Annotated in this window: 21 protein-coding genes; 8 read left to right on the forward strand and 13 right to left on the reverse strand. The window is 71.2% G+C overall.

The features are described from left to right. Positions 1 to 16: 16 nt before the first annotated feature. The 7 genes from OG485_RS32140 to OG485_RS32170 form a co-directional block, all read right to left on the reverse strand. The gene (locus tag OG485_RS32140) at positions 17 to 295 is read right to left on the reverse strand and encodes a hypothetical protein (protein WP_326784939.1); all 279 of its coding nucleotides are present in this window, start codon (positions 293 to 295) and stop codon (positions 17 to 19) included. A gap of 40 nt (positions 296 to 335) precedes the next feature. Beyond that, a complete protein-coding gene (locus OG485_RS32145; protein WP_328672080.1) occupies positions 336 to 1,199 on the reverse strand; it encodes an immunity 49 family protein in 864 nt (287 codons plus the stop codon). Next, complete coding sequence (locus tag OG485_RS32150) at positions 1,196 to 3,709, reverse strand: hypothetical protein (RefSeq protein WP_328672081.1); 2,514 nt, start codon at positions 3,707 to 3,709, stop codon at positions 1,196 to 1,198. The genes OG485_RS32145 and OG485_RS32150 overlap by 4 nt, the downstream gene beginning before the upstream one ends. Next, positions 3,706 to 4,101, reverse strand: coding sequence for a DUF6507 family protein (locus tag OG485_RS32155; protein ID WP_328446977.1), 396 nt, complete (start codon positions 4,099 to 4,101; stop codon positions 3,706 to 3,708). The genes OG485_RS32150 and OG485_RS32155 overlap by 4 nt, the downstream gene beginning before the upstream one ends. 42 nt (positions 4,102 to 4,143) lie before the next feature. After that, positions 4,144 to 4,455 (reverse strand): pore-forming ESAT-6 family protein, encoded by a 312-nt coding sequence (locus OG485_RS32160; protein WP_326784935.1) that lies wholly within the window; start codon positions 4,453 to 4,455, stop codon positions 4,144 to 4,146. A 23-nt stretch (positions 4,456 to 4,478) separates the two neighbouring features. Beyond that, entirely contained in the window at positions 4,479 to 4,811 is a 333-nt protein-coding gene (locus OG485_RS32165) for a hypothetical protein (protein WP_328672082.1), read from the reverse strand. 258 nt (positions 4,812 to 5,069) lie between these two features. After that, on the reverse strand, positions 5,070 to 6,206 hold the full coding sequence (locus OG485_RS32170) for a lysylphosphatidylglycerol synthase transmembrane domain-containing protein (protein ID WP_328672083.1): 1,137 nt from the start codon (positions 6,204 to 6,206) through the stop codon (positions 5,070 to 5,072). A gap of 246 nt (positions 6,207 to 6,452) precedes the next feature. On the opposite strand from OG485_RS32170, the gene OG485_RS32175 reads away from it, so the two are divergent. Both OG485_RS32175 and OG485_RS32180 read left to right on the forward strand, forming a co-directional pair. Next, a complete protein-coding gene (locus tag OG485_RS32175) occupies positions 6,453 to 6,872 on the forward strand; it encodes a hypothetical protein (protein WP_328672084.1) in 420 nt (139 codons plus the stop codon). Positions 6,873 to 7,040: 168 nt separating this feature from the next. Then, positions 7,041 to 8,456, forward strand: a complete 1,416-nt coding sequence (locus tag OG485_RS32180; RefSeq protein ID WP_328672085.1) for a YhgE/Pip domain-containing protein — start codon at positions 7,041 to 7,043, stop codon at positions 8,454 to 8,456. Positions 8,457 to 8,491: 35 nt separating this feature from the next. Here the strand turns inward: OG485_RS32180 and OG485_RS32185 are convergent, their stop codons facing one another. Together OG485_RS32185 and OG485_RS32190 are read right to left on the reverse strand one after the other, a co-directional pair. Beyond that, positions 8,492 to 9,361: a LysR family transcriptional regulator gene (locus tag OG485_RS32185; protein WP_328672086.1), complete on the reverse strand. Its 870-nt coding sequence runs from the start codon at positions 9,359 to 9,361 to the stop codon at positions 8,492 to 8,494. A gap of 220 nt (positions 9,362 to 9,581) precedes the next feature. Continuing rightward, entirely contained in the window at positions 9,582 to 10,553 is a 972-nt protein-coding gene (locus OG485_RS32190; protein ID WP_328672087.1) for an AraC family transcriptional regulator, read from the reverse strand. A gap of 206 nt (positions 10,554 to 10,759) precedes the next feature. On the opposite strand from OG485_RS32190, the gene OG485_RS32195 reads away from it, so the two are divergent. From OG485_RS32195 to OG485_RS32215, 5 genes are read left to right on the forward strand one after another with little or no spacing between them, the layout of a single operon-like run. After that, entirely contained in the window at positions 10,760 to 12,184 is a 1,425-nt protein-coding gene (locus OG485_RS32195) for an ATP-binding protein (RefSeq protein WP_328672088.1), read from the forward strand. Beyond that, entirely contained in the window at positions 12,181 to 12,594 is a 414-nt protein-coding gene (locus OG485_RS32200) for a roadblock/LC7 domain-containing protein (RefSeq protein WP_328672089.1), read from the forward strand. Before OG485_RS32195 ends, OG485_RS32200 begins: the two co-directional genes overlap by 4 nt. Further along, on the forward strand, positions 12,591 to 12,956 hold the full coding sequence (locus tag OG485_RS32205) for a DUF742 domain-containing protein (protein ID WP_328672090.1): 366 nt from the start codon (positions 12,591 to 12,593) through the stop codon (positions 12,954 to 12,956). Before OG485_RS32200 ends, OG485_RS32205 begins: the two co-directional genes overlap by 4 nt. Next, positions 12,934 to 13,536 carry a GTP-binding protein gene (locus OG485_RS32210; RefSeq protein WP_328672091.1) on the forward strand — a complete coding sequence of 201 codons (603 nt, stop codon included), beginning with the start codon at positions 12,934 to 12,936 and terminating at the stop codon, positions 13,534 to 13,536. Before OG485_RS32205 ends, OG485_RS32210 begins: the two co-directional genes overlap by 23 nt. Next, on the forward strand, positions 13,533 to 14,948 hold the full coding sequence (locus tag OG485_RS32215; protein WP_328672092.1) for a cytochrome P450: 1,416 nt from the start codon (positions 13,533 to 13,535) through the stop codon (positions 14,946 to 14,948). Before OG485_RS32210 ends, OG485_RS32215 begins: the two co-directional genes overlap by 4 nt. A 123-nt stretch (positions 14,949 to 15,071) precedes the next feature. On the opposite strand, the gene OG485_RS32220 is transcribed toward OG485_RS32215, so the two are convergent. The 3 genes from OG485_RS32220 to OG485_RS32230 form a co-directional block, all read right to left on the reverse strand. After that, complete coding sequence (locus tag OG485_RS32220) at positions 15,072 to 16,316, reverse strand: cytochrome P450 family protein (RefSeq protein ID WP_328672093.1); 1,245 nt, start codon at positions 16,314 to 16,316, stop codon at positions 15,072 to 15,074. Between the two features lie 189 nt (positions 16,317 to 16,505). Continuing rightward, entirely contained in the window at positions 16,506 to 16,919 is a 414-nt protein-coding gene (locus tag OG485_RS32225) for a DUF6114 domain-containing protein (protein WP_328672094.1), read from the reverse strand. Beyond that, complete coding sequence (locus OG485_RS32230; RefSeq protein ID WP_326784922.1) at positions 16,919 to 17,590, reverse strand: DUF6230 family protein; 672 nt, start codon at positions 17,588 to 17,590, stop codon at positions 16,919 to 16,921. The genes OG485_RS32225 and OG485_RS32230 overlap by 1 nt, the downstream gene beginning before the upstream one ends. Before the next feature lie 719 nt (positions 17,591 to 18,309). On the opposite strand from OG485_RS32230, the gene OG485_RS32235 reads away from it, so the two are divergent. Further along, positions 18,310 to 18,975: a Tat pathway signal sequence domain protein gene (locus OG485_RS32235; RefSeq protein ID WP_326784921.1), complete on the forward strand. Its 666-nt coding sequence runs from the start codon at positions 18,310 to 18,312 to the stop codon at positions 18,973 to 18,975. A gap of 18 nt (positions 18,976 to 18,993) precedes the next feature. On the opposite strand, the gene OG485_RS32240 is transcribed toward OG485_RS32235, so the two are convergent. Then, positions 18,994 to 19,953, reverse strand: coding sequence for a lytic polysaccharide monooxygenase auxiliary activity family 9 protein (locus OG485_RS32240; RefSeq protein WP_328672095.1), 960 nt, complete (start codon positions 19,951 to 19,953; stop codon positions 18,994 to 18,996). Positions 19,954 to 20,287: the final 334 nt, after the last annotated feature.

The following is a 20,287-nucleotide window of genomic DNA, read 5'->3' on the forward strand; positions in this document are numbered from 1 at the left end:
CGAACCTATCATCGAGTTATCGGGTGGAAGACGGCGAATGCGCCTCGGAAGGCGAGGAAGAGGGCACAGAGGTGCCGTACGGGCTTTTCCCGATGACCCGGTGCGAAACGAACGACCAGCCCACGCATCCGGCGCACAGCACCGCCGCGACAACGATCCCAGCGAACGCCTTGCCCAACCGCTCGTCCACCGAACGCCGTTGCCGCTGCGTTCCGAACAGGACGGCATCCCTCAGCCGCCGACGCCGAACCGACACCGACTCCAGCAATTGGCTGTCGTAGTCCTGGGCTGTCACAGGTATGCGTTGTCCGTTCCGGTTCTCAGGGGGACGGTTCTCAAGTGGGGAACTCGCCGAGCCATCCGTGCTGGAGGAGGTGTTTGGGCAGATAGTCGGACTCGACCTCGATAGGAATGCCCCCGTCGCGGGCCAGGCACGCAAGGGCCAGCGGCCCCAGGGCGATGCTGCCGTCGATGTCTGCCGACCGTTCCTCGTTCAAGGTCCAGTAGGCGCGGTGCAGTTTGAGTGCCTCGGCGAGAGCGGGGCCGAAGCCCTCCTCGTCCCTGCGGACGAAGTGGTAGAAGAGGTTGATCGGCGGATAGAGGATTCCCTGCAGCAGATCCCGGGGAGCGATCCGCGCCACCGCGGGATCCGACGCCTCGAACGCGGCGGTGAGCTTCTCCACCAGTCCCGGTCGCCGCAGCCAGTACGTCTGCAGTGTGTCGACCCAGTGGTAGACGTACTCGTCGTACTGCCCCTCCGGCGCGCGCAGGCGCTCCAGCGGAATCTCGCAGAGCTGCGTCATACGGTCCTGTTCGCGGCAGATGACAGCCAGCCAGAACGCCTGCAGCCAGGTGCCCGCATCAGCGGTGGAGAGGGGGCCGACAGCACGCAAGCTGCGCATCTTGCGGTCGATGCGGCACTCGACGGTGCCGTCGCTCACACCGGTCACGACAAACAGCGCAGAACCCAGCTGCATCGCCGCGACCGCAGCCTCCCATGTCTCCACCGCCGCTGCCCGCGGGTCGATGACACAGCGGGCTCGCAGGTTCAGGATCGACGTGTTGAACGTTCCGTCGATCGTGGACGCGGACTCCTCGAGCCGATCGATCTTCCCGCCGAGGTGACGGCTGAGCCGTTCCGCGTACTGCTCGGCCTCGGGTCCTGACGGCAGTCCGTGCCGGTCGATTCGTACGGTCACGGAAGGGTCCCCTTGCTGATGTCGAAACGGCGATACTTGTATCCGGTGTATGTACCCGCGTTCTTCTCGCCCTTGACGACTACGTATTCTAGCTTCCCCTCGCTGAGCGCCTTGTCGAGGGTTTCCGCCAGATCGAACTCGCCGCGTTTCTCCATGGCATCGATGATGTCGTAGAAGTATTCCCTGCTTCCCTGGGATACCTGGCGACCGTTCGGAAGGGTACGTCTGCCCAGTTCGGTGGTGGGGCTGCTCTTGGCCTCGATGACGACCACACGGCCGTCCTCATGCGTCCAGACCTGGTCGAACTGGTCGTTCCCACTCTTCGGGCCGAGGAGGGGCTCATCAGTGAAGCCCGGGTGGCTCTCGGCCATGTAGTGATATCTGGCCGCCGCCTCACCGAAGTCCTCAGCCTTTTCTCCCATCAGGGTGTGGGATTCCTTGTACGCGCCTCGGGCCTCGCCCCACTGCGCAGCCGTATCGATCGTGCCGTGGAGTTCGTGAGCCTTGCCCGTATCCGCCTTCCAGTCCGAGACGAGGTTGTCCCACTTGATGGCGAGATGGCGCGTACGCGCGGCCATTTCCAGAGCATGGCGCCTGGCCTTGGACGTGACGGAGTCGGCCCTCACGGAGATGAAGTCGTCGTCGAGGAAGTGCGGCGCGGGCGGCGCCGGCGCGTCCTTGGCGCGCGTCCAGGGCACATTCTCGGAGGGCCGAGTGAGTTGCGGTGGGGTGTAGCCGCTCTCGTCGTAACGCTCCAGGAGCCTGCGGGTGCCGTCCTTGCGATAGTACTGATCCCGATAACCGGGCTCGTGGTTGGCGCGGTAGACCTGGATCTTCTCGATCTGCTCCAGCGAGAGTGATCCGCGAGGCCCGTAGGGATTGGGTCCCTCACGCATGAAGCCGGGGCGTTCGACGTCCGTGTGCTGACCGGGGGTGTCCCTGTCCCGCCCGCTCACACCGTCCGTTCCGTCGCCCATGGCGTCGTCGCCGCTCCGCCCCAGGTCGTCCAGGCCGTCGCCTCCGTGAGCCCCCGCTCCCGTGCCGGCATGGCCGCTGCCGGTCGGCCCGGTGCCGGACCCGGAGGTCCGGGGACCGACGGGATGCGTGGCTCCGCGGCCGCCGGACGCTTCCCCCGCGTGAGCCGTGGTCCCGGGCGTGTGTGAGGATGCGCCGACCGTGGCGGGCTCCCGCGGCTGCGCGGGCGACTCCTCCGGCGTGGACCGCGCGTCCGCGGACGCTTCCCGGCGTGGTGTGTCCCCGATGACGTCGCCGTGCCTGTCGACGGGGATGAACCTGCCGTCCTCGATCACGACTTTGGAGCCGTCACCGAGTTCGATGACACTGTGGACCCGCTGGGCGTCCACCGAGGCGCCGATGCCGCCGCGGATTCCGGCGGTGAGGTCGGAGAGCTTGGGCAGTGCGCCGACCGCCTTGCCCGTCGCTTTGAGGCCGATGACGACCGGGTCGATGTACTGGCCGACCTTGGCGGCCACGCCGGCGCTCTTGGCGACCGCGCCGGCCTCGCCGCCCTTGGACGCGACGGCCAGGGGGCCGGAGCCGAGGGTGAGACCGTTGAAGACGACCGTCGCCGCGGCACGGGCCGGGTTCTCGCTCCACATGTCCCAGGCGACCAGAGACTTGGCGAAGTCCTTGGCGGCCTTCTTCTGCCGGACCTCGGTGGCGCTCTCCTTGTCCGGGCCGATCGCCCAGTCCATGAGCGCGTCGTAGGGGGTGGCCGTGTACTGGCCGATCCCGCTGACGACATCCCCCAGATGCCCCCAGGCGTCCCCGGCCGCGTCCGAGCCGTTCCAGCCGACCAGGGTGCCGAGTCCCTTGATGCCGCCCCAGATGTTGTCGACGACGAGGCCGTCCCAGACGAAGCTCTTGGCCCAGTAGCCCACCTCCCACGCGTGGTGGGACTCGCTTTCCGGAGTGCCCCAGGGCGTCTTCTCGGCGTGTTTGAGGACGTCCAGGTCGTAGCCGTACATCACTGTCTTCTTGTCGACGGTGTGGTGGCCGTCGTCGACCACGAACTCCGGGCCGCCGACAAGGGCCGAGATCTTGCCGGCGGCCCGGCGCTCGGCCTCCCGGAAGGCGCTCTCGGCCGCGGCGACACCGTCCATGAGCTCCTGGTGACGGTGGATCTTGTCCCCGTCGTACGTCCAGTCGTCGTCGCCTTCGACACTCTCGACGAACGCGAAGGCGTCCGTCTTGAGCCGAGCGAGCTTCTCGGCGATCGGCCGGGCCTCGACGGAGTACGTGTCCAGCGCGTCCGCGACCGTCTCCAACTGGGCGGCGAAGGTGTCGGCCTTGTCCATCACCGGCCGTGTGGTGGCGAACAGGTCGTCGGCCTCCGGCGCGGTGTAGAAGGCCTCCAGCATCTGGAAGCGGGAGTGCACGTCCATGCCACCGTTGCGGATCCCGATGGCGTCGCTGCGCAGACCGGACGTGTCCTTGTCCAACTGATCGAAGTCGCCGGTGAACTGGGGTATGGCCGAGGGCTCGATCACTTGTCGCCGCCGTCCTTGCCCTTGCCGTCCTGGCCCGGCAGATCGATCCTCGGTGCGCCCAGCGCCTTGTGCTCGGCCTGGCCGGCCATTTCAAGATCTCCGGCCAGGTAGTACGCGGTCGCCTCTCGTGCCCCGTTCACCGACTTCGCCGCCCGCGCGCCGAGGAACAGGACGTCACCCGCGGTCTTCTCGACGAAGACGGCCAACGCCGCGCCGATCGCGCCGGTGGGAACGGCTCCGCAGTACGGTCCGCTGACGGTGCCGGCGGAGGTGGCCGCGCTCTCCACATCCGTCCCGTACGCCTTGACGTCCTTGGTCACGTCGTCCATCGCGTCCGCGACCAGCGAGGTCACGAACTCGACGCCGGACGACGAGATGTCCCACCCCGACATGCCAAACCCCCGTGGAAACGTTCCTGCTTACTCCGGCGCCGGTCAGCCGATGTTGTCGACGGCCGCCCGTGCCTTGGCCATGGTCGACTGGGCGGTGCCGTCGTTCTGTTCGAGCGTGGTGCGTACGAGGCGGATGATGTCGCGGACCTCGTTCGCGGCGCGGTTCCAGCGGATTTCCTTGCCGTGGTACTCGTCGGCGACACCGTCGGCGGTGAAGTCGGCCATCGCGGCCTGCACCGCGCGGTCGCGGTCGCCGAGGACGCGCTCCAGCTGGCCGATGACGCCCTGCAGGCTCCCCTGCACCTCGGTGGAGGCGCCGGTGTCGTACGAGCGCCGGTCCTGGTTCTGACCCATCGTCACGTTCCCCCTGTGTCTGCTCAGCGAGCGCCGAAGCGGGCGGCGTCGAAGTTGGACTGGCCCATGTTCTGACGGGCGTTGTCCTCCTGCTCCAGATCGCCGGAGCCGAACGCGGTGTCCATACCGCCCTGGCCGCCCAGAATCGCGCCCAGCGACCCGTTCAACGCGCTCGTGATCTCGTCCGCGTGTGCCTTGAAGGAGTCGAACGCGGCCTTGCCCGACCCGTTGAACTTCCCCTCCAGCGGTTCCGCCGCCTGGACCAGCCACTGGATCAGCGTGCCCAGGTCCTCCGTCGAACCGACCGTGCTCTTGCCGAGATCCGCCAGGGTCGACGACCCCATGTCGAACTTCATCCACCCGCCCCCGTGTCGGTCATCCGCGTATGTCATGACAGTTCACTTGTTCGATAGTCATGACGTCCGTGCGTGCGGAACGGTTCCCGTGTGCCCCGCACGCCTCTCGGTGCGTCGAACATCCTCTCGTTTCGCGCGTTGCAGGCGCAATCGAGTAAGGCGCGAAGTGGCTTGTTCTGCCCATGAGTTGTCTCACCGCACTGGGCTGCGGCGGCTGTTGCCCTGTCAGGACCGGCGCGTGTGCCGTCCCTTCGCCGTTCACAGCACCTTGCGGTGCACCAGGGCCGACAGGATCAGCGTGCCCGGGAGCAGCGGGATCCAGACCGTCAGGACGCGGTAGCCGATGACGGTGGCCGTCGACAGGCCCGTCGGGGCGCCCAGCGAGACCATCGTGAAGACCATGGCCGCGTCCACGGGGCCGATTCCGCCCGGTGCGGGTACGGCGCCGACGGCGGTACTCGCGATCAGCAGCGCGAACACCACCTGAGCCCACGACAGCGGCAGCCCGAGCGCGAAGCCGACCGCCGCGATCGTGCTCCCCTGGAGTACCGGGGCGACGGCCGAACCGCCCCAGAGGGCGAGCACGCGGCTGGGCCGGGTGTGCAGGATCCGTACATCGGTCAGCGCGGTGCGAACGAAGTCGACGGCCGGGCGGCGCAGCGGACGGACCGTCGTCACGAGCAGGCAGACGGTGGTGAGACCCAGCACCGCGCTTCCTGCCGCCGCCAGCAGCGTCGAGCGGTCCGGGGCGAGCGCGCCGAACCGCAGGGTGTCTCCGACGGCGATCAGGAAGACGATGAGCACCGGAATCCTCGCCACCGGCTTGACCAGCGAATACAGGGCGAGCGAGGCGGTCGCGCGAGCCAGGGGTATGCCTCTGCCCCGCAGGAAGCGCAGGGTGACCGCGTGGGCGCCGATGCTCGCCGGCAGCACGTGGTTGGCGGCGCCGGCGGCCAACTGCGACGCCAGCAGCAGGCCGGGCGGCAGCCGTTCCGGCAGGGCGCCCTGCCGGACGCACGCGGCGACGACCCAGCCCAGCAGGGTGAAGAGGAACCCGGCCAGCAGCCACCAGGGATCGGCGTCACCCAGCCGGGCCACGCCGTCGAGCACGGCGCTCCGGTCCAGCGCCGCCCACGTTCCGATCAACAGCAGGGGGAACAGCGTCACCACCAGGCGGGTGAGGCGCGAGAGGGACGTGAGGCGGGCGGCAGCGGGAGGGGAGCAGGTGGTTGTCGGCGGGCAGGTGGCCGGAGGCGACTGCGTCGACGGGGAGTGCGCCGATGCGGGGTGGGCGGGGCAGGACACGTCGCCGCCCGCGGGGGTGGTGGTGCGGGTGGGCGAAGGTGCCGCTGTGGGCGTGGTGGCGGGGAGGCTGTCGAGCGGAGGCAGGGACACGGCGCACGTCGTCCTTCCGCGTCACGCCCGGGTACGGACGGACGGATCCGAGGCGAAGCAACGGGGACGGGGGAAACGTGCCCGCCCGGTGTGAAGCCACGGTGTCCGGGAGTGGAAGGGGGACCAGCGCGTGAGCGACACGGCGTCCGGCAATGGAGGGGAACGGCGCGGGAGCGCGCCACGGCCGAGGCGCCGACCCCGGTGCCGGATGCCCTGCGGTCCCTGGCGGTCGAGGTGTCGTCTCCGGTGACGGATGCCTGGCGGACGCTGGTTTCGGGCGTTCTGCCGACCGCGGTGGCGGAGGTGTCGACCCCGGTGGCGGATGCCCTGCGGGCCCCGGTGGTCCAGGCGTCGTGCCCGGTGCCGGATGCCTCGCGGGTCCCGGTGGTCGAGGTGTCGTCTCCGGTGACGGATGCCTGGCGGACGCTGGTTTCGGGCGTTCTGCCGACCGCGGTGGCGGAGGTGTCGACCCCGGTGGCGGATGCCCTGCGGGCCCCGGTGGTCCAGGCGTCGTGCCCGGTGCCGGATGCCTCGCGGGTCCCGGTGGTCGAGGTGTCGTCCGCGGTGACGGATGCCTGGTGGGCGTCGGTTTCGGGCGTTCTGCCGACCGCGGTGGCGGAGGTGTCGACCCCGGTGCCGGATGCCCGGTGGATCCAGGTGGCGTGAGTCCGGCCGAACCCGGTGACGGACGTCCGTGCCCGGGGAGTCGGCGAGTCGCCGTCCGAGGCACCCGCGCACCCCCGATCCTGACCTGACGCGCGGCCCTGGACTCCCCGGCCCGGGGGCCGCGCGCCCATCGCCGCTCCCGTGCCGCCCCGGAACCTACGGAGAACCATGGACGCCGACAGCAATCACCCCACGGACGACGGCGCCGAGGACCCCACGGGCACCGCGGGCGCGGACGACGGTGCCGTCACCCGCCCCGGCGGCCGCGACGGTACGGACGACGGCGCGGCCGCCCCCGCAGGCGCCCCCGTCCAGGCGCGTGCCGCCACGCTCCTGCGCCACCCGAAGCTGTGGCTGGTGCCCACCGTGCTGACGGGGCTGCTCGCGCTGCTGCTGTCGCTGCTGTACATGGGCGGCATCGTCAACCCCAACGGGCACCTGCGTCACCTGCCGATCGGCCTGGTCAACGAGGACACCGGCAAACCGCCTCCGGGGCAGCGGCAGAACGTGGGAACCCAGGTCACCGCGGCCGTCGTCGCGAGCGACACCTCCGGCACCGCGCGCTGGCGCAGGCTCACCCGCGCTCAGGCCGAGGACGAACTCGCCTCCGGCAAGATCTACGGCGCTCTCGTCGTCCCCCGGAACTTCACCGACTCACTGACCGCGCTGACCACGGCGAACGCCACGGTCCGGCCCACGATGACGGTGCTGACCAACCCCGGTACGGGCAGTCTCGGTTCGTCCCTCGCGAGCCGGATCACCACGGCGGCCGCCCAGCAGACCTCCACGGCCATCGGCAAGCAGCTGACGGCCTCCCCGGTGACCGCGCAGGCGGACGCCACGACACGGCTGCTCCTCGCCGACCCCGTCCAGGTCGTCACCCGCATCGGGCACCCCATCGGCACGCACAGCGGCCTCGGGCTGAGCGCGTTCTACTACACCCTGCTCCTGGTGCTGGCCGGCTTCCTCGGCGGCAACCTCATCAGCACCGGCGTCGACACGGCCCTCGGCTACGCCGACAACGAGATCGGCCCCTGGCACACCCGCCGTCCGACCGTGCCGATCAGCCGCACCCAGACCCTGCTCCTGAAGATGGCCATGACCGCCGGGATCACCGTGCTCACGGTCTCCCTGGTCATGCTGGCCACCGTCGCGATCCTGGGCATGGACGCCACCCACCTGCCGTTGCTGTGGATCTACTCCTACTGCGCGAGCCTCGCCGTCGGACTGGGCGTCCAGGCGATCAACGCGGCGTTCGGCGGGATCGGGCAGCTCGTGTCCATGTTCGTGTTCATCGTGCTGGGCCTGCCGTCCTCGGGCGCCACCGTCCCGCTCCAGGCGGTTCCCGGCTTCTACCGGTTCCTGTCCGTCTTCGAACCCATGCGCCAGCTCAGCGACGGGGTGCGCGCCATCCTCTTCTTCGACGCGCGGGCCGACGCCGGGCTCGGCCGCGCCTGGCTCATGATCACCGTCGGCGCCGTGCTCGCCCTCGTCTTCGGCTTCGCGATGACCCGCTACTACGACCGCAGGGGCCTGGACCGGCTGACCCCCCAGCCGCCCACCCGTCCCGCGGCATCCACCTGAACGGGCCGGCGGCTCACGCGCGGCCGGGCCCGTCCTCAGGTCAGGTGGCGCAGGAGCGCGCGGACCGCGGGAGGGGGATCGCCACGGGGGTGCACCATCATGATCTTCCAGTGCGGGGCGTGCCGGGCGAACGCGTGGGTGCCCAGGCCCGGGAACCGTCCCGCGATCGAGGCGGGCATGACACAGACGCCCAGGTCGCCGCGGACGAGTTCGGCCGCGGCCACGATGTCGTCGACCTCGAAGACCGCCTCCCGTTCCACACCGGCGGCACGGAACGCCCGGTCCACGCAGAGGCGGATCGCCGAGCCCGGCGCGAAGTCCACCAGTGGCAGCCGGGCCGCCTCGGCGAGGGTGACGGTGCCGTCCGGGCCGGCTCCGGCGAGCGGGCGTGACGGGGCGGACACCAGCACCATCTCCTCGTACGACAGCAGCCGGGTCACCAGGCCGCGCTGCCGCTGCCGGTCGAGCGCGACCACGGCCAGGTCGACGCTGCCCTCGCGCAGCCCGTGCCGGATGTCGGTCATGGACCCCTGCCGCAACCGCACCACCACGCCCGGATGCTCGGCCCGCAGCGCGGCCAGCGGCCGGTGCAGGTCGGCCCAGACACCCTGCGCCGTGCCGATGGTGACCCGTCCCCGCAGCTGCCCCCGGACCAGGTCGACGGTCGCCCGCGCCTGTTCCGCCGCCCGCAGAGCGGCGCGCGCCGCCGGGACGAAGGCCTCGCCCGCCGGGGTCAGGACCACCCGGTGCGTGGTGCGGTCGAACAGAGGGGTGCCCAGCTCCCGTTCCAGCGCGAGGACGGCGCTCGACACGGCGGACTGCACCACGTGCAGCCGCTGGGCCGCGGCGGTGAAACCGCCCTCCTCGGCCACCGCGACCACGACCTCCATCTGCCGCAGATCCATCTCCACTCCCGGGGCAGCAGCCCGTCTCCGACCGAGATCCCGTCCGGTACCGATTGTCCCAGGCGGTGATCGGTCGCGGCGCGCGCCGATGAGGTGCCGGCCGTGGTGCCGTCCCGATGCCCACGGGACAGCCGACGGCGGGCGGTCGAGGGCGGAGGCGGAAGGGGGGACGGGCGGGCGCATACGAGGGGGCGTACGGAGGAGGGGCCGGGGTGCGCGGTCACGTCCCGCGGACACCGTTGCGCATCTCGCGCGGGCTCACCCCGAAGCGCTGCCGGAAGGCGGTGCTCAGCGCGCTCGCCGACGAGAATCCCGAGGCGTAGGCCAGATCGGTGATCGTGAGACGCTCGCAGTCGCCGCACCGGAGCCGTTCGCGGACCAGCCGCAGCCGCTCCTCGCGGATCAGGTCGCGGGGGGTGGTGCCCGCGTGCTGAAGGGCGAGCTGGATCTGGCGCAGCGACCAGCCGAGCGCGCGGGCCATGGACGTACCGGTGAGGGCGGGGTCGGCGGCGTTCTCGCGGACGTGGCGGCGCACCACCGTCTCCACGTCGGACAGGTGACGGGCGCCGTCGGGGCGGTCGTCACCGGTGGTGAGCATGCACAGGAGTTCCACCACCCGGTCGGACACGGCGTTGAACTGGGCCTCGGTGAGATCGTCGCGCTCGGCGTACAGACCGTCGAGCATCGAGCGGACGACACGGCCGAGGCCCCTGCTCAGGTCGAGGCCGGTGGCCAGCGGCGACTTGCGGCTCAGCGGGCCGTCCAGCTCGCGGGCCGGGATCGTGAGGACGAACGCCTGCGTGGCGGCGTCCTGGACACACTGGAACGGCGACCCGAACGACACGATGGTGCCCGTCCCCGGCGTCAGCCGTGCCTCGTGACCGTCCTGGCGCAGGACGATCTGCCCGGTCAGCGGCAGCAGTAACCGGTAGTCCCCGTCGGGATCCTCACGGATCTGCCCCGCGGTCCTGCTGTACTCGATCTCGTCCGACCGGAACCTGACGAGCTGATACGCCTCGGTGCGCTGACGGACCGTCTCGCCGCGGAAGTCGTCGGTGCGGCTGTACCGGTAGCCCATCCGGGACTGGTACGACCCGATGTGCTCGCTCCAGAAGTCGGTCCGCTCCGACGATTCCACCGCACCCGTCGACCGGGTTTCCACCAGGTAGTTCCCCGAGGGCAAGGCCACCATCGACTCCCGTGCGGGTGAGGGCAGTTACGCGGTGTCAGCCTAGTGCACACAGCCGGTGCGCATGGCGGCAACTTCCCTGCGCGCAGGAGAAAGCGTGAACGCCGACACGCGGCTACCGTCATGCGCCCCGTCAACTCGCGCCCCACCCCTCACTGTTCCAGCTCGTGCCCCAGCAATGCGTTTCCGCATAAGAGGACTTGAGGACCATGACCGAACGGATACCGGAGGCCGCGTCCTGGTGCCTGGCGGCCGGACTCCTCGCCGTCACCGTGCTGCTGCTGCGCCAGCGCGGGATCAGCTCGCGGCAGCGCCGCCGGACCGACGATCTCACGGAGGACCTGCGCGCCCGCGACGAGGAGCTGCGCCACCTGGCCGAGATCCGCCTGCCCACGCTGGAGGACACCCCGCACCAGCACGTCACCCCGGGCGCCCCGCCCACCGCTCTGCTCGACGCCCGCCTGGCCGGCACGGACTTCGCGAAGCACCTCGACGGCGTCCTCGAACGCTTCTCGGAGGCGGTGGGACACGCACAGGCGCGGGCCGACCGGTCCGCGAAGTCCGCGCTCAAGGCGTCGATGCGCTCGATCCAGGCCCTCGCCAACGAGCAGCAGGTGTCCATCGCCGAGATGCAGGACCGGCACGATCACCCCGACGTCCTGCGCGACCTGCTCGAGATCGACCACACCAACGCCCAGTTCGGCCGTCGCGCCCAGGCCATCGCCGTCCTGTGCGGCTCCTGGCCCGGACGGCAGCGCGGTACCTCCGAGCTGATCGAGGTGGTGCGGGGCGCGACCTCCCGCGTCCGTGACTACCGGCGCGTCCGCGTCAACGGACAGGTCGACGTCGCCGTCGAGAGCCGCGCCGTCGAACCGGTCGTCCTCGCCGTCGCCGAACTGCTGGACAACGCGGCACGCCACTCACAGCCCGACACCACCGTCGAGGTCACCGTCCAGTCGGCGCACAACGGCGCCTGCGTGGTCGTCGACGACGCCGGTGTCGGCATGGACGGCGGGGCGGTCGAGCGCGCGGCCGGGCTGCTGAGCGGCCGCGACCTGGTGGACGTGACCCGGCTCGACGACCCTCCGCAGTTCGGCTTCGCCGTCATCGGCGTACTCGCCGCACGGTACGGATTCAGCGTCTCGGTGGACACCCGGTCCCCGTACGGCGGGGTGCGAGCGGTGGTCTTCCTGCCCACGACGCTGCTCACGCATCCGGCCCCGGCCGTGGCGGTGCCCCCGTGGGCCGGGTCCTCACCGACGGCCGGAAGGCCGACGGGCGCGCCGCCGGTGCTTCCCACCCGGCGGGCGGCCGAGCCCGTCGAGACGACGACGGCCGGTGGCCTGCCGAAACGGCGGCGCCGGGTCCCGGGGCCGCCGGGCCTCGCGGGACAGTCCGCCACCGTGCCCCCCGCGCCCACCGTGCCCGCCGAGGACGTCAGCGCACGGTCGGCCGAGGAGAACGCCCGGCGCATGGGGGCGTTCGCCCGCGGCACCCGCTTCGGCCGCGCGGAGCAGGACACCACCGGCACCCCGGCCGTCCCGCAACCGCCGCACGCCCCCGAGACCCCCGAGACCCCCGAGACGACCCCGTACGGAACACCGCGCTCGATCGAAGGGAGCACACAGGGATGACCGCGTCCATGACCAACGAGCTGGGGTGGATGCTCGACGAGGTCCTGAAGGTGCCGGAAGCCCGGCACGCGATCCTGCTGTCCACCGACGGCATGCTCCGCGCCCACTCCGCGGACATCGGCCGGGACGACGCCGAGCGGCTGGCCGCCGGCCTGTCCGGCGTGCAGTCGATCAGCCGCAGCACCGCCGAGTTCTGCGGCAGCCCGGAAACGCCCTGGCGGCAGACCCTGATCGAGTTCGCGCACGGATACGTCTTCCTCGTAGCCGCGGGCGAGGGCACCCACCTCGCGGTGTCCACGACCGAGAACGTCGACATGGAGGCGGTCAGCTACCGCATGCACAAGATGGTCGACCGGCTCGGCAAGGAGCTGACCAGCCCCGCCCGCAGGGACACCGGCAGCCCGGCATGACACCGCCCGGACGTCGTCCCGGGGAACGGCTGGTGCGGTCGTACGTCGTCACCGGCGGCCGCTCGCAGCCCTCACGCAACACCCTCGACCTCGTCACGCTGCTGATCGCCGCCGCCGGCCCGCCGCTCACCGGGCTGAGCCCCGAGGCGCGGCGGCTGATGGAGCTGTGCCGGCCCGGGGCCCTGTCGCTGGCCGAGGTGGCGGGCCATCTGGAGCTGCCCGTCAGTGTCACCAAAGTGCTGGTCGCCGACCTGATGGACAGCGGTCACCTCGTCACCCGCGCGCCGATCCCCTCCGCCGGGCCGCCGTCCGACACCCGCATCCTCAAGGAGGTGCTCGATGGACTGCGCTCCCGCCTCTGAGACCGCGTATCTGCCCGAGGGCGTGCGGACCGCCGTGAAGCTGCTGGTCGTGGGCCACTTCGCGGTCGGCAAGACCACGTTCGTCGGCGCGCTCTCCGAAATACGCCCGCTGCGCACCGAGGAGGTCATGACCCAAGCAGGTTCTCTCGTAGACGACTTGACGGGATCACGGGACAAGACCACCACCACGGTCGCCCTCGACTTCGGCCGCGTCACCCTCAACGACACCCTGGTTCTCTACCTGTTCGGCGCCCCGGGACAGCGGCGCTTCACCGGACTCTGGCGGGACCTGACGCGCGGAGCGCTCGGAGCGCTCGTTCTCGCCGACACCCGCCACCTGGACCGGTCCTTCGAAGTCATGGGCCTGCTGGAGGAGTTGGGGCTCCCTTACGCCGTGGCCCTGAACGACTTCGACAACAGGCCCGCGTACGGTCTCGACGAGGTGCGCGAGGCCCTCGACCTGTTGCCCTCCACCCCGCTGCTGCGCTGCGACGCCCGCGACCGGGTCTCCGCCACCGAGACCCTGATCGCCCTCGTCACTCATCTGCTGGCCCGCACCGGCGAACTGGAGAACGCGTGAACGCCGTACCTCCCCCCGGCTGCCCGGCCCGTCAGTCCCTGTACGGGCCGGAGTTCGCGGCCGATCCGACGGCGGTCTACCGACTGCTGCGGGAGTCGGGACCGACCGCGCCCGTCGAACTCGCCCCCGGCGTCCGGGCCACCCTTGTCACCGGGTACGACGCCGCGCTGCACGTCCTGCGCAGCCCGGAGACCTTCGCCAAGGACCCGCGGCACTGGAAGGACCTCGCCGACGGCACCGTCCCGGCGGACAGCCCGGTCCTCCCGATGATGACGTACCGGCCCAGCGCCCTGTTCACCGACGGCGAGGAGCACGCCCGGCTGCGGGGCGCCATCACCGACACCCTCGCCCGCGTCGAGTCCGGGGCGCTGCGCGGCTATGCCGAACGCAGCGCCGACACCCTCATCGACCGGTTCGCGCCGCTCGGCACGGCGGATCTGCTCGGCGAGTACGCACAGGTCCTGCCCCTGCTCGTCTTCAACCATCTCTTCGGCTGCCCCACCGGGCACGGCGTCCGGCTCGTCGAGGGCATGTCCGGGATGTTCGACGGGGTGGACGCCGAGCAGGCGTACGAACTGCTCATCGCCACTCTGCTCGACCTGGTCGCGCTCAAGCGGCGCCGACCGGCCCCTGATCTGACCTCCTGGCTGATGGAACACCCGGCCGCGCTGACCGACGAGGAGCTGATCCACACCCTCGCCGTGCTGATGGGGGCAGGCACCGAACCGCAGCAGAACCTGATCGCGAACGGCCTGCGCCTGCTGCTGTCCGACGACCGTTTCGCGGGCGACCTGTCCGGCGGGAGCCTGCCGGTGGAGGACGCCCTCGACGAGGTGCTCTGGACCGACCCGCCGATCGCGAACTACGCCGTGCACTATCCGCGGTACGACGTCGTGTACGAGGGCACGCCCCTGCGCGCGGGCGATCCGCTGGTGGTGAGCCTCGCGGCCGCGAACACCGACCCTGCGCTGATGAGCCGTCAGCGCACCGGCAACCGGGCGCACTTGGCGTGGAGCGCCGGTCCGCACACGTGTCCCGCGCAGGGGCCGGCGCGACTGATCGCGTCCGTCGCGGTGGAGAAACTCCTGGACCGGATCCCCGACATCGAGCTGACGGTTCCCGTGGAGGAGCTCCGATGGCGTCCGGGCCCGTTCCACCGCGCGCTCGCCGCCCTGCCGGTGAGCTTCCCGCCCGCCCCGGCCGTCGAACGCTCCGAGTACCGGCGGCCCGAGTACGGACCGCCCGGGGACGGACGGCCCGAATACGGACGGCCCGGGGGCGGACGCGTCGACGGCCCGGAGCGGTCGTCGACCGAACCCTTCCCGCCGCCCGCGTTCGAGCCCTGGACCCCGGAGGCCGGCCGCCCGCGGAGCGCCTGGGTGCGGGCGGCGGCCTGGTGGCGCGGGGAATGACCCGGTCCCGGTGAGGCCGGACATCAGGTGCAGGACCCTGGGGCCTGACCCCAGGAACCCGACCCCGGGAGGGAACCCGACCCCAGGAACTCGGAACCCAGGAAACCGACCTGGGAAAGCGCCCTAGGAAAGACGGACCGGCAGTGAGCGGTGGCCGTTGGAGATGAAGGAGCCGACCGGCCTCAGCTCCTCCTCCGGGACGGCGAGCCGGAGGTCCGGGAAGCGGCCGAACAGGGCCGGAAGGGCGATCCGGGCCTCCAGGCGGCCCAGCGGCGCTCCCAGGCAGCGGTGCACACCGTGGCCGAAGGCGAGGTGCTCCTTGTCGGCGCGGGTGACGTCGAACTGATCGGCGTCCTTGCCGTGGCGCTCGGGATCACGTCCGGCGGCGGCGTAGGCCGCGAGGATCGCCTCGCCCCCGGCGATCACGGTCCCCTCGGGGCCGCCGAGTTCGGACAGGGGGATGTCCTCGACGGCGTACCGCAGCGGCAGACTCGCGACCGGCGCGTCCGCCCGCAGGGTCTCCTCGACCACGTCGTCCCAGTCGGCGCGGCCCTCCCGGACGTGCGCGAGCTGCTCGGGACGGGTGAGCAGGGCGTGCACGGCGTTGTCGATGAGGTTGACCGTCGTCTCGTGACCGGCGCTGACCATGAGGATCAGGGTGTCCAGCAGTTCCTGTTCGCTGAGCGCACCGCCGTGCTCGTCGTCGCGGGCCGCGATGAGCCCTGAGGTCAGGTCGTCGCCGGGTGACTCCCGTTTGGCGGCGACGAGTTCGCCCAGGACGACGAACAACCGGCCGTAGGCGGCCGTCATCTCGCCCGGGTCGGCGGAGGTGTCGAACATGCGGTCCACCAGCTCGCGCAGCTCGGGGCCCCGCTCCTCGGGCAGTCCGAACAGTTCGCTGATCACCTGGATCGGCAGCGGATAGCAGAACTCCTCGCGCAGGTCGACGACCCGGGAGCCGTGTCCGGCCTGCGCCACGCGGTCCAGAAGCTGCCGGGTGATCTCCTCGACGCGCGGCTGGAGCGCGGCCGTCCGGCGGGCGGTGAACGCCTTGGAGACCAGCGTGCGCAGGCGCCGGTGGTCACCGCCGTACGCGGTGAACATGTTCTGCACGGCCACCCAGGCGAACAGCGGCCACTCGGGCGTGATCGTGCCGTTCGCCAGCAGGGGCCAGTGCCGCCGCGCGTCCTTGGACACCCGGGGATCGGTGAGCAGCCGCTTCAGGAGTTCGGGACCGCTCACCGCCCAGGCCTCGACGCCCCCGGGAAGCTCCACCCTGGCCAGTGGCCCGCTCTCGCGGATCCGGGCGGCCTCCTCGTGGATGTCGCCTCCGGTCACGTCGATCACCAAAGGACGTGGATTTCCCATCAGGAACCTCCAGGCAGTCGAACCCCGATGCGCATACGGTGCGTCACGCTACGCGACGGCGCGGGGCCGTCCGTATACGCCGGTGCCGGATGCGTACGGTGTCAACTTCCCTGCGCGTACAGGCAATTACGTCTTCCCCGTGCGTGCGGGCAAGCCAGTGGGGGTCCGGATCCCGCCGGGCCGCCCGCCTCAGGCGTGCTCGCGGCGCAGCAGCCGCCTGCGCGGCTTCTGGTCGGGGAGCCAGCCGAAGGCGAGGCAGCTTCCGACGGCCCCGAGGAGCAGGCCGATGAAGAAGCCGCCGAGGTTGGAGGTGACCCAGGTGCCGAGCGACATCAGGATGCCCAGCAGGGAGTAGAACAGGCGCTGGGCCGGGTTGAAGAGGATCAGCAGGCCGCACAGCAGCATCACGGTGGGCAGCAGGTAGCCCGCGAGGCCCTGCATCCCGATGTGCAGGACGACCTTCAGCGACGCCTTCTCGGTGAGCAGGATCTCCGCCCCCGCCAGGGTGAGCAGCAGCCCGCCCCAGAAGGGGCGGTTCGCGCGCCACCGCCGGAAGGAGCCCCTCAGGTCCCGGGAGTCGTCCGTCCGCGCTTCGGTGCTCATCAGCAGCCTTGGTCGCTGAAGCGGAGCTTGAGGCCCGGGAGCTTGAACACCGCCGCCGTCGTCGCGTAGTTGGTCTGGCGCAGGTTCGCGATGCGCACGGTGTCGGCCTGCTGGCTGAACACGCCCTTGGGGCCCTGGACCCCGGCCTTGTCGAGCGTGCTGGCGTCGTTGCCGATCTCGATGTTGTTGAAGGAGGCGTTGCCGGACAGTTCCGTGGAGTCGGTGGTCAGGTTGGTCGCCTGGACCTTGTCCGCCCCGCTGCCGGCCGTGATGAGCAGGTTCGTGCCCCCCAGGTCGACGCTCTGGCACAGGTGGTCCAGGGTCGCGTTCTTGATCGCCGAGGTGACGATGAGGACCTGGCCGCCCGTGTCGCCGGCGTTCGGGCTGTCCTCGGCCATGTTGTCGAGGCCGCCGAACTGCTCGAAGCCGGTACCGTTCAGCTCGGTCGCGGTGACCGTGAACGGCATGCCGGAGATGGCGAACTGGACACCGAGGGCACCCTGCGCCGTCGCGATCATCAGCCCCGCGGCGACCGCGGTGGCGGGTATCGCCATCACGGCGGCGCGGCGCAGCCGGACCCGCCCGCGTCGGTCCTGTCCGGCGGCTGAACCGCTTTCCGGGGTCTCGGGCGTGGAACCGTTGGACGCCGTGGCGTCCGAGGACGAAGCCATGTCTGCTCCCTGGGCACGTTCGATGCTGGTATCGATGCGGGTTGGGCTCAGTGGCGCGTTGTCCTGGCGCGGACAGCGGCTGCCGCGTACGCCTCCTCGCGCCTCCCGGCGGTTGCAAGGGCTTTCTCGTTACGCGGCAGTAGCCTTCGAGGAAGTTACCGGGGGTTACACGCACGGTCAAGGCACGTGTGGGAAACCCGTGCCCGTTGTGCCTCACCTGTGAACACGCGTCGGCCGGAGAGCCGCGCTGACCTCCAACTTCCTTTCAATGCCTTGACGTTGACCCTTCATCAGGTCTACAACTCTCCCTGTTTCCCGGATCCGTGGCGCCGGATCCGTCCGCCGACGCGCCCGTCACCTCCCGGACCCCGCTCTGCGGGGCGGTCATGGCGTGTTCCGGAGCGGCCCTGACGCGTACGCCGAACAAGGCATGCCCCTCGGCCGATCCCCGAATCCGTGGCACCGGCGCGGTCACCTTCCCCCGAGGGCCGTACCGGTCGCCCGGCTGTCGCCGCCGGCCCGTGACGCACGGAGAAGGCGTCACGGACCGGCGGCGGTCCATCACCGCACCACTCCCGCGGGCGGGCCCCGGTATTCCGGCCCGTCGTCGCGCGCGGCCCGTTCGACCCCGCACACCCGCGCCACCTTCTCGACCCGCACCCCCGCGCCCCGGCGCGGTCAGGCACCCACACCCCCATCGGAGAAGAGGCACCCCCCCCATGCGTACTCGATCCCTGCTCGCCCTCGCCGGCGCCGTCGCGGCCCTCTCGGCGTCCGCCGTCGTCCCCGCCTCCGCGGACGACATCGCGGTGCTCACCACCGGCAGCGCCGGAGGAACCCCCGTCGCCGTCGGCGACGTCCTCACCGCCTCGCTGGCGAGCGGCACCAACGCCACGCTCTACTCCAGCAGCACCGGAACGAGCGGCGTCTCCTGTTCCGCGTCGACCTTCACCGCGACCGCCGCCGACAACCCGGCGTCCCCCGGCACGGCCACCGAAACCCTCACCGGCCACACCTTCGGCGCCAGTTCGTGCAGCAGCAACGTCGTCGGCGTCCTCGGCGTCACCAGCATCACGGTCGACAACCTGCCCTACAGCACCGCGGTGGGCTCCGACGGAAGCGTCACGGTCACCCCGGCCGCCGGCTCCACCATCCAGACCACGGTCAAGCTGCGCTCCCTGCTGGGCACGCTGACCTGCGTCTACCGGGCGGCGAGCCTCACCGGAACGACGGACAACTCCGACAACAGCCTCAGCTTCACCAGCCAGCAGTTCACCAAGTTCTCCGGCTCGTCGCTGTGCTTCGCGAACGGCTTCTTCACCGCGAAGTACGCCCCCGTGACCGACACCAGCCAGGCGGACAGCCCGGCGGTGTTCGTCAACTAGCCCCCGCGGGAGCCCGGTTCACTGTCGGCGTCGCAGCACGACCGCGACGCCGGCAGTGAGCAGCAGGGCCGCACCGGCTCCTCCGGCGACCAGGGGGAGCGCGGGGCCGCCGCCCGTGGTGCTCTCGGCGGCGGGCGCCAGACGATCGGTGCCCGCCTGCGCGGCCGCCGAACCGGCCTCAGGAGAAGGCGAGTCGGCGGACGGCGACGGGGCCGTGGGGCTGGGTGCGGTGGAGGCCGGCCGGGTCGCCTTGGGGGACTCCTTGGCGCTCTTGCCGGTGGAACCACTCCCGGCGGTCCCCGAGGTCCCGGCGGTTCGGGCCGGCTTCGACGTCCCGCTCCCGCCGGAGAACACCACGTCCGAGCACGAGTAATAGGTGTCCGTCGTACTGGAGTTCTGCCAGATCGTGAACAGCATCTGGCGGCCGGTGCGGTCGGACGGCAGCGTCGCGTTGATCCGGTAGGCGCCGCCGACCAGGGCGGGATCGGTGACCGTGGCGAACGGCTTTTCCGGCAGGTCGGACCACTTCAGCGACCGCGTCGGGCTGTAGCCCTGCTTGGTCAGATAGAGCTTGAACGTCCCCGTGTGCGCGATCGTCGAGCTGTACTTCATGGTCATGGCCGCGCCGGGCGTCAGACGCGTGGCCGGGAAGTCGGAGCGGGCCAGGTCGAGGCCCTTGTAGGCGGGCAGACCGCCGCTGCACAGCTTTCCGTCCGGGATCACCGAGCGGTCCCGGCCGCCCACCCCGCCCACCCGCAGGTTGTCCCACGCCGTGAAGGGCGAGCCGTTCGCGGCGATCGCCGCCCGGCAGGCCGCCGTCCGGTTCTGGCTGCCGCCCTCGGGCGAGCACGCGTACACCCGGCTGACCGGGGACGTCGGCGCGCCGTGCGCCGACGCGGTCCCCGCCGCCCACGTCGTGAGCAGCAGCGGAGCCGCCAGGGCGACAGCGGCCGCGGTGGCGGTGCGGTAGGCGGTCATCCGGAACGTCTCCTCGGTGCGTGGGCGAAGCGGCGCGCCACCGCGCGCGGCCGGGACGCACTCCTCGCACGGGGCACGGGGGGATACGGATCCGGAGCGCGGAGTGTTCAGCCGGATCCGCAATCCGCGCGAATCGGGACCACCTCGCCGCACCGGGGACGGACGAGGGCCGAACACCCCCTGGATCGAGGGTTTTCCCGCTATCCCTCCTCTCCGCACCCTGCCTATCGTTCAGCGCGACCGCCGGGGGCGCCGCACCCCGGATCAAGGAAACGACCGCGCGGCACCCACAACGGCCGACAGTTCGAAGTCGACCGCTGGGCTCTACGGGGGG

Origin of the sequence: Streptomyces sp. NBC_00328, from assembly GCF_036139655.1 — a bacterium.
Lineage (GTDB): Bacteria > Actinomycetota > Actinomycetes > Streptomycetales > Streptomycetaceae > Streptomyces.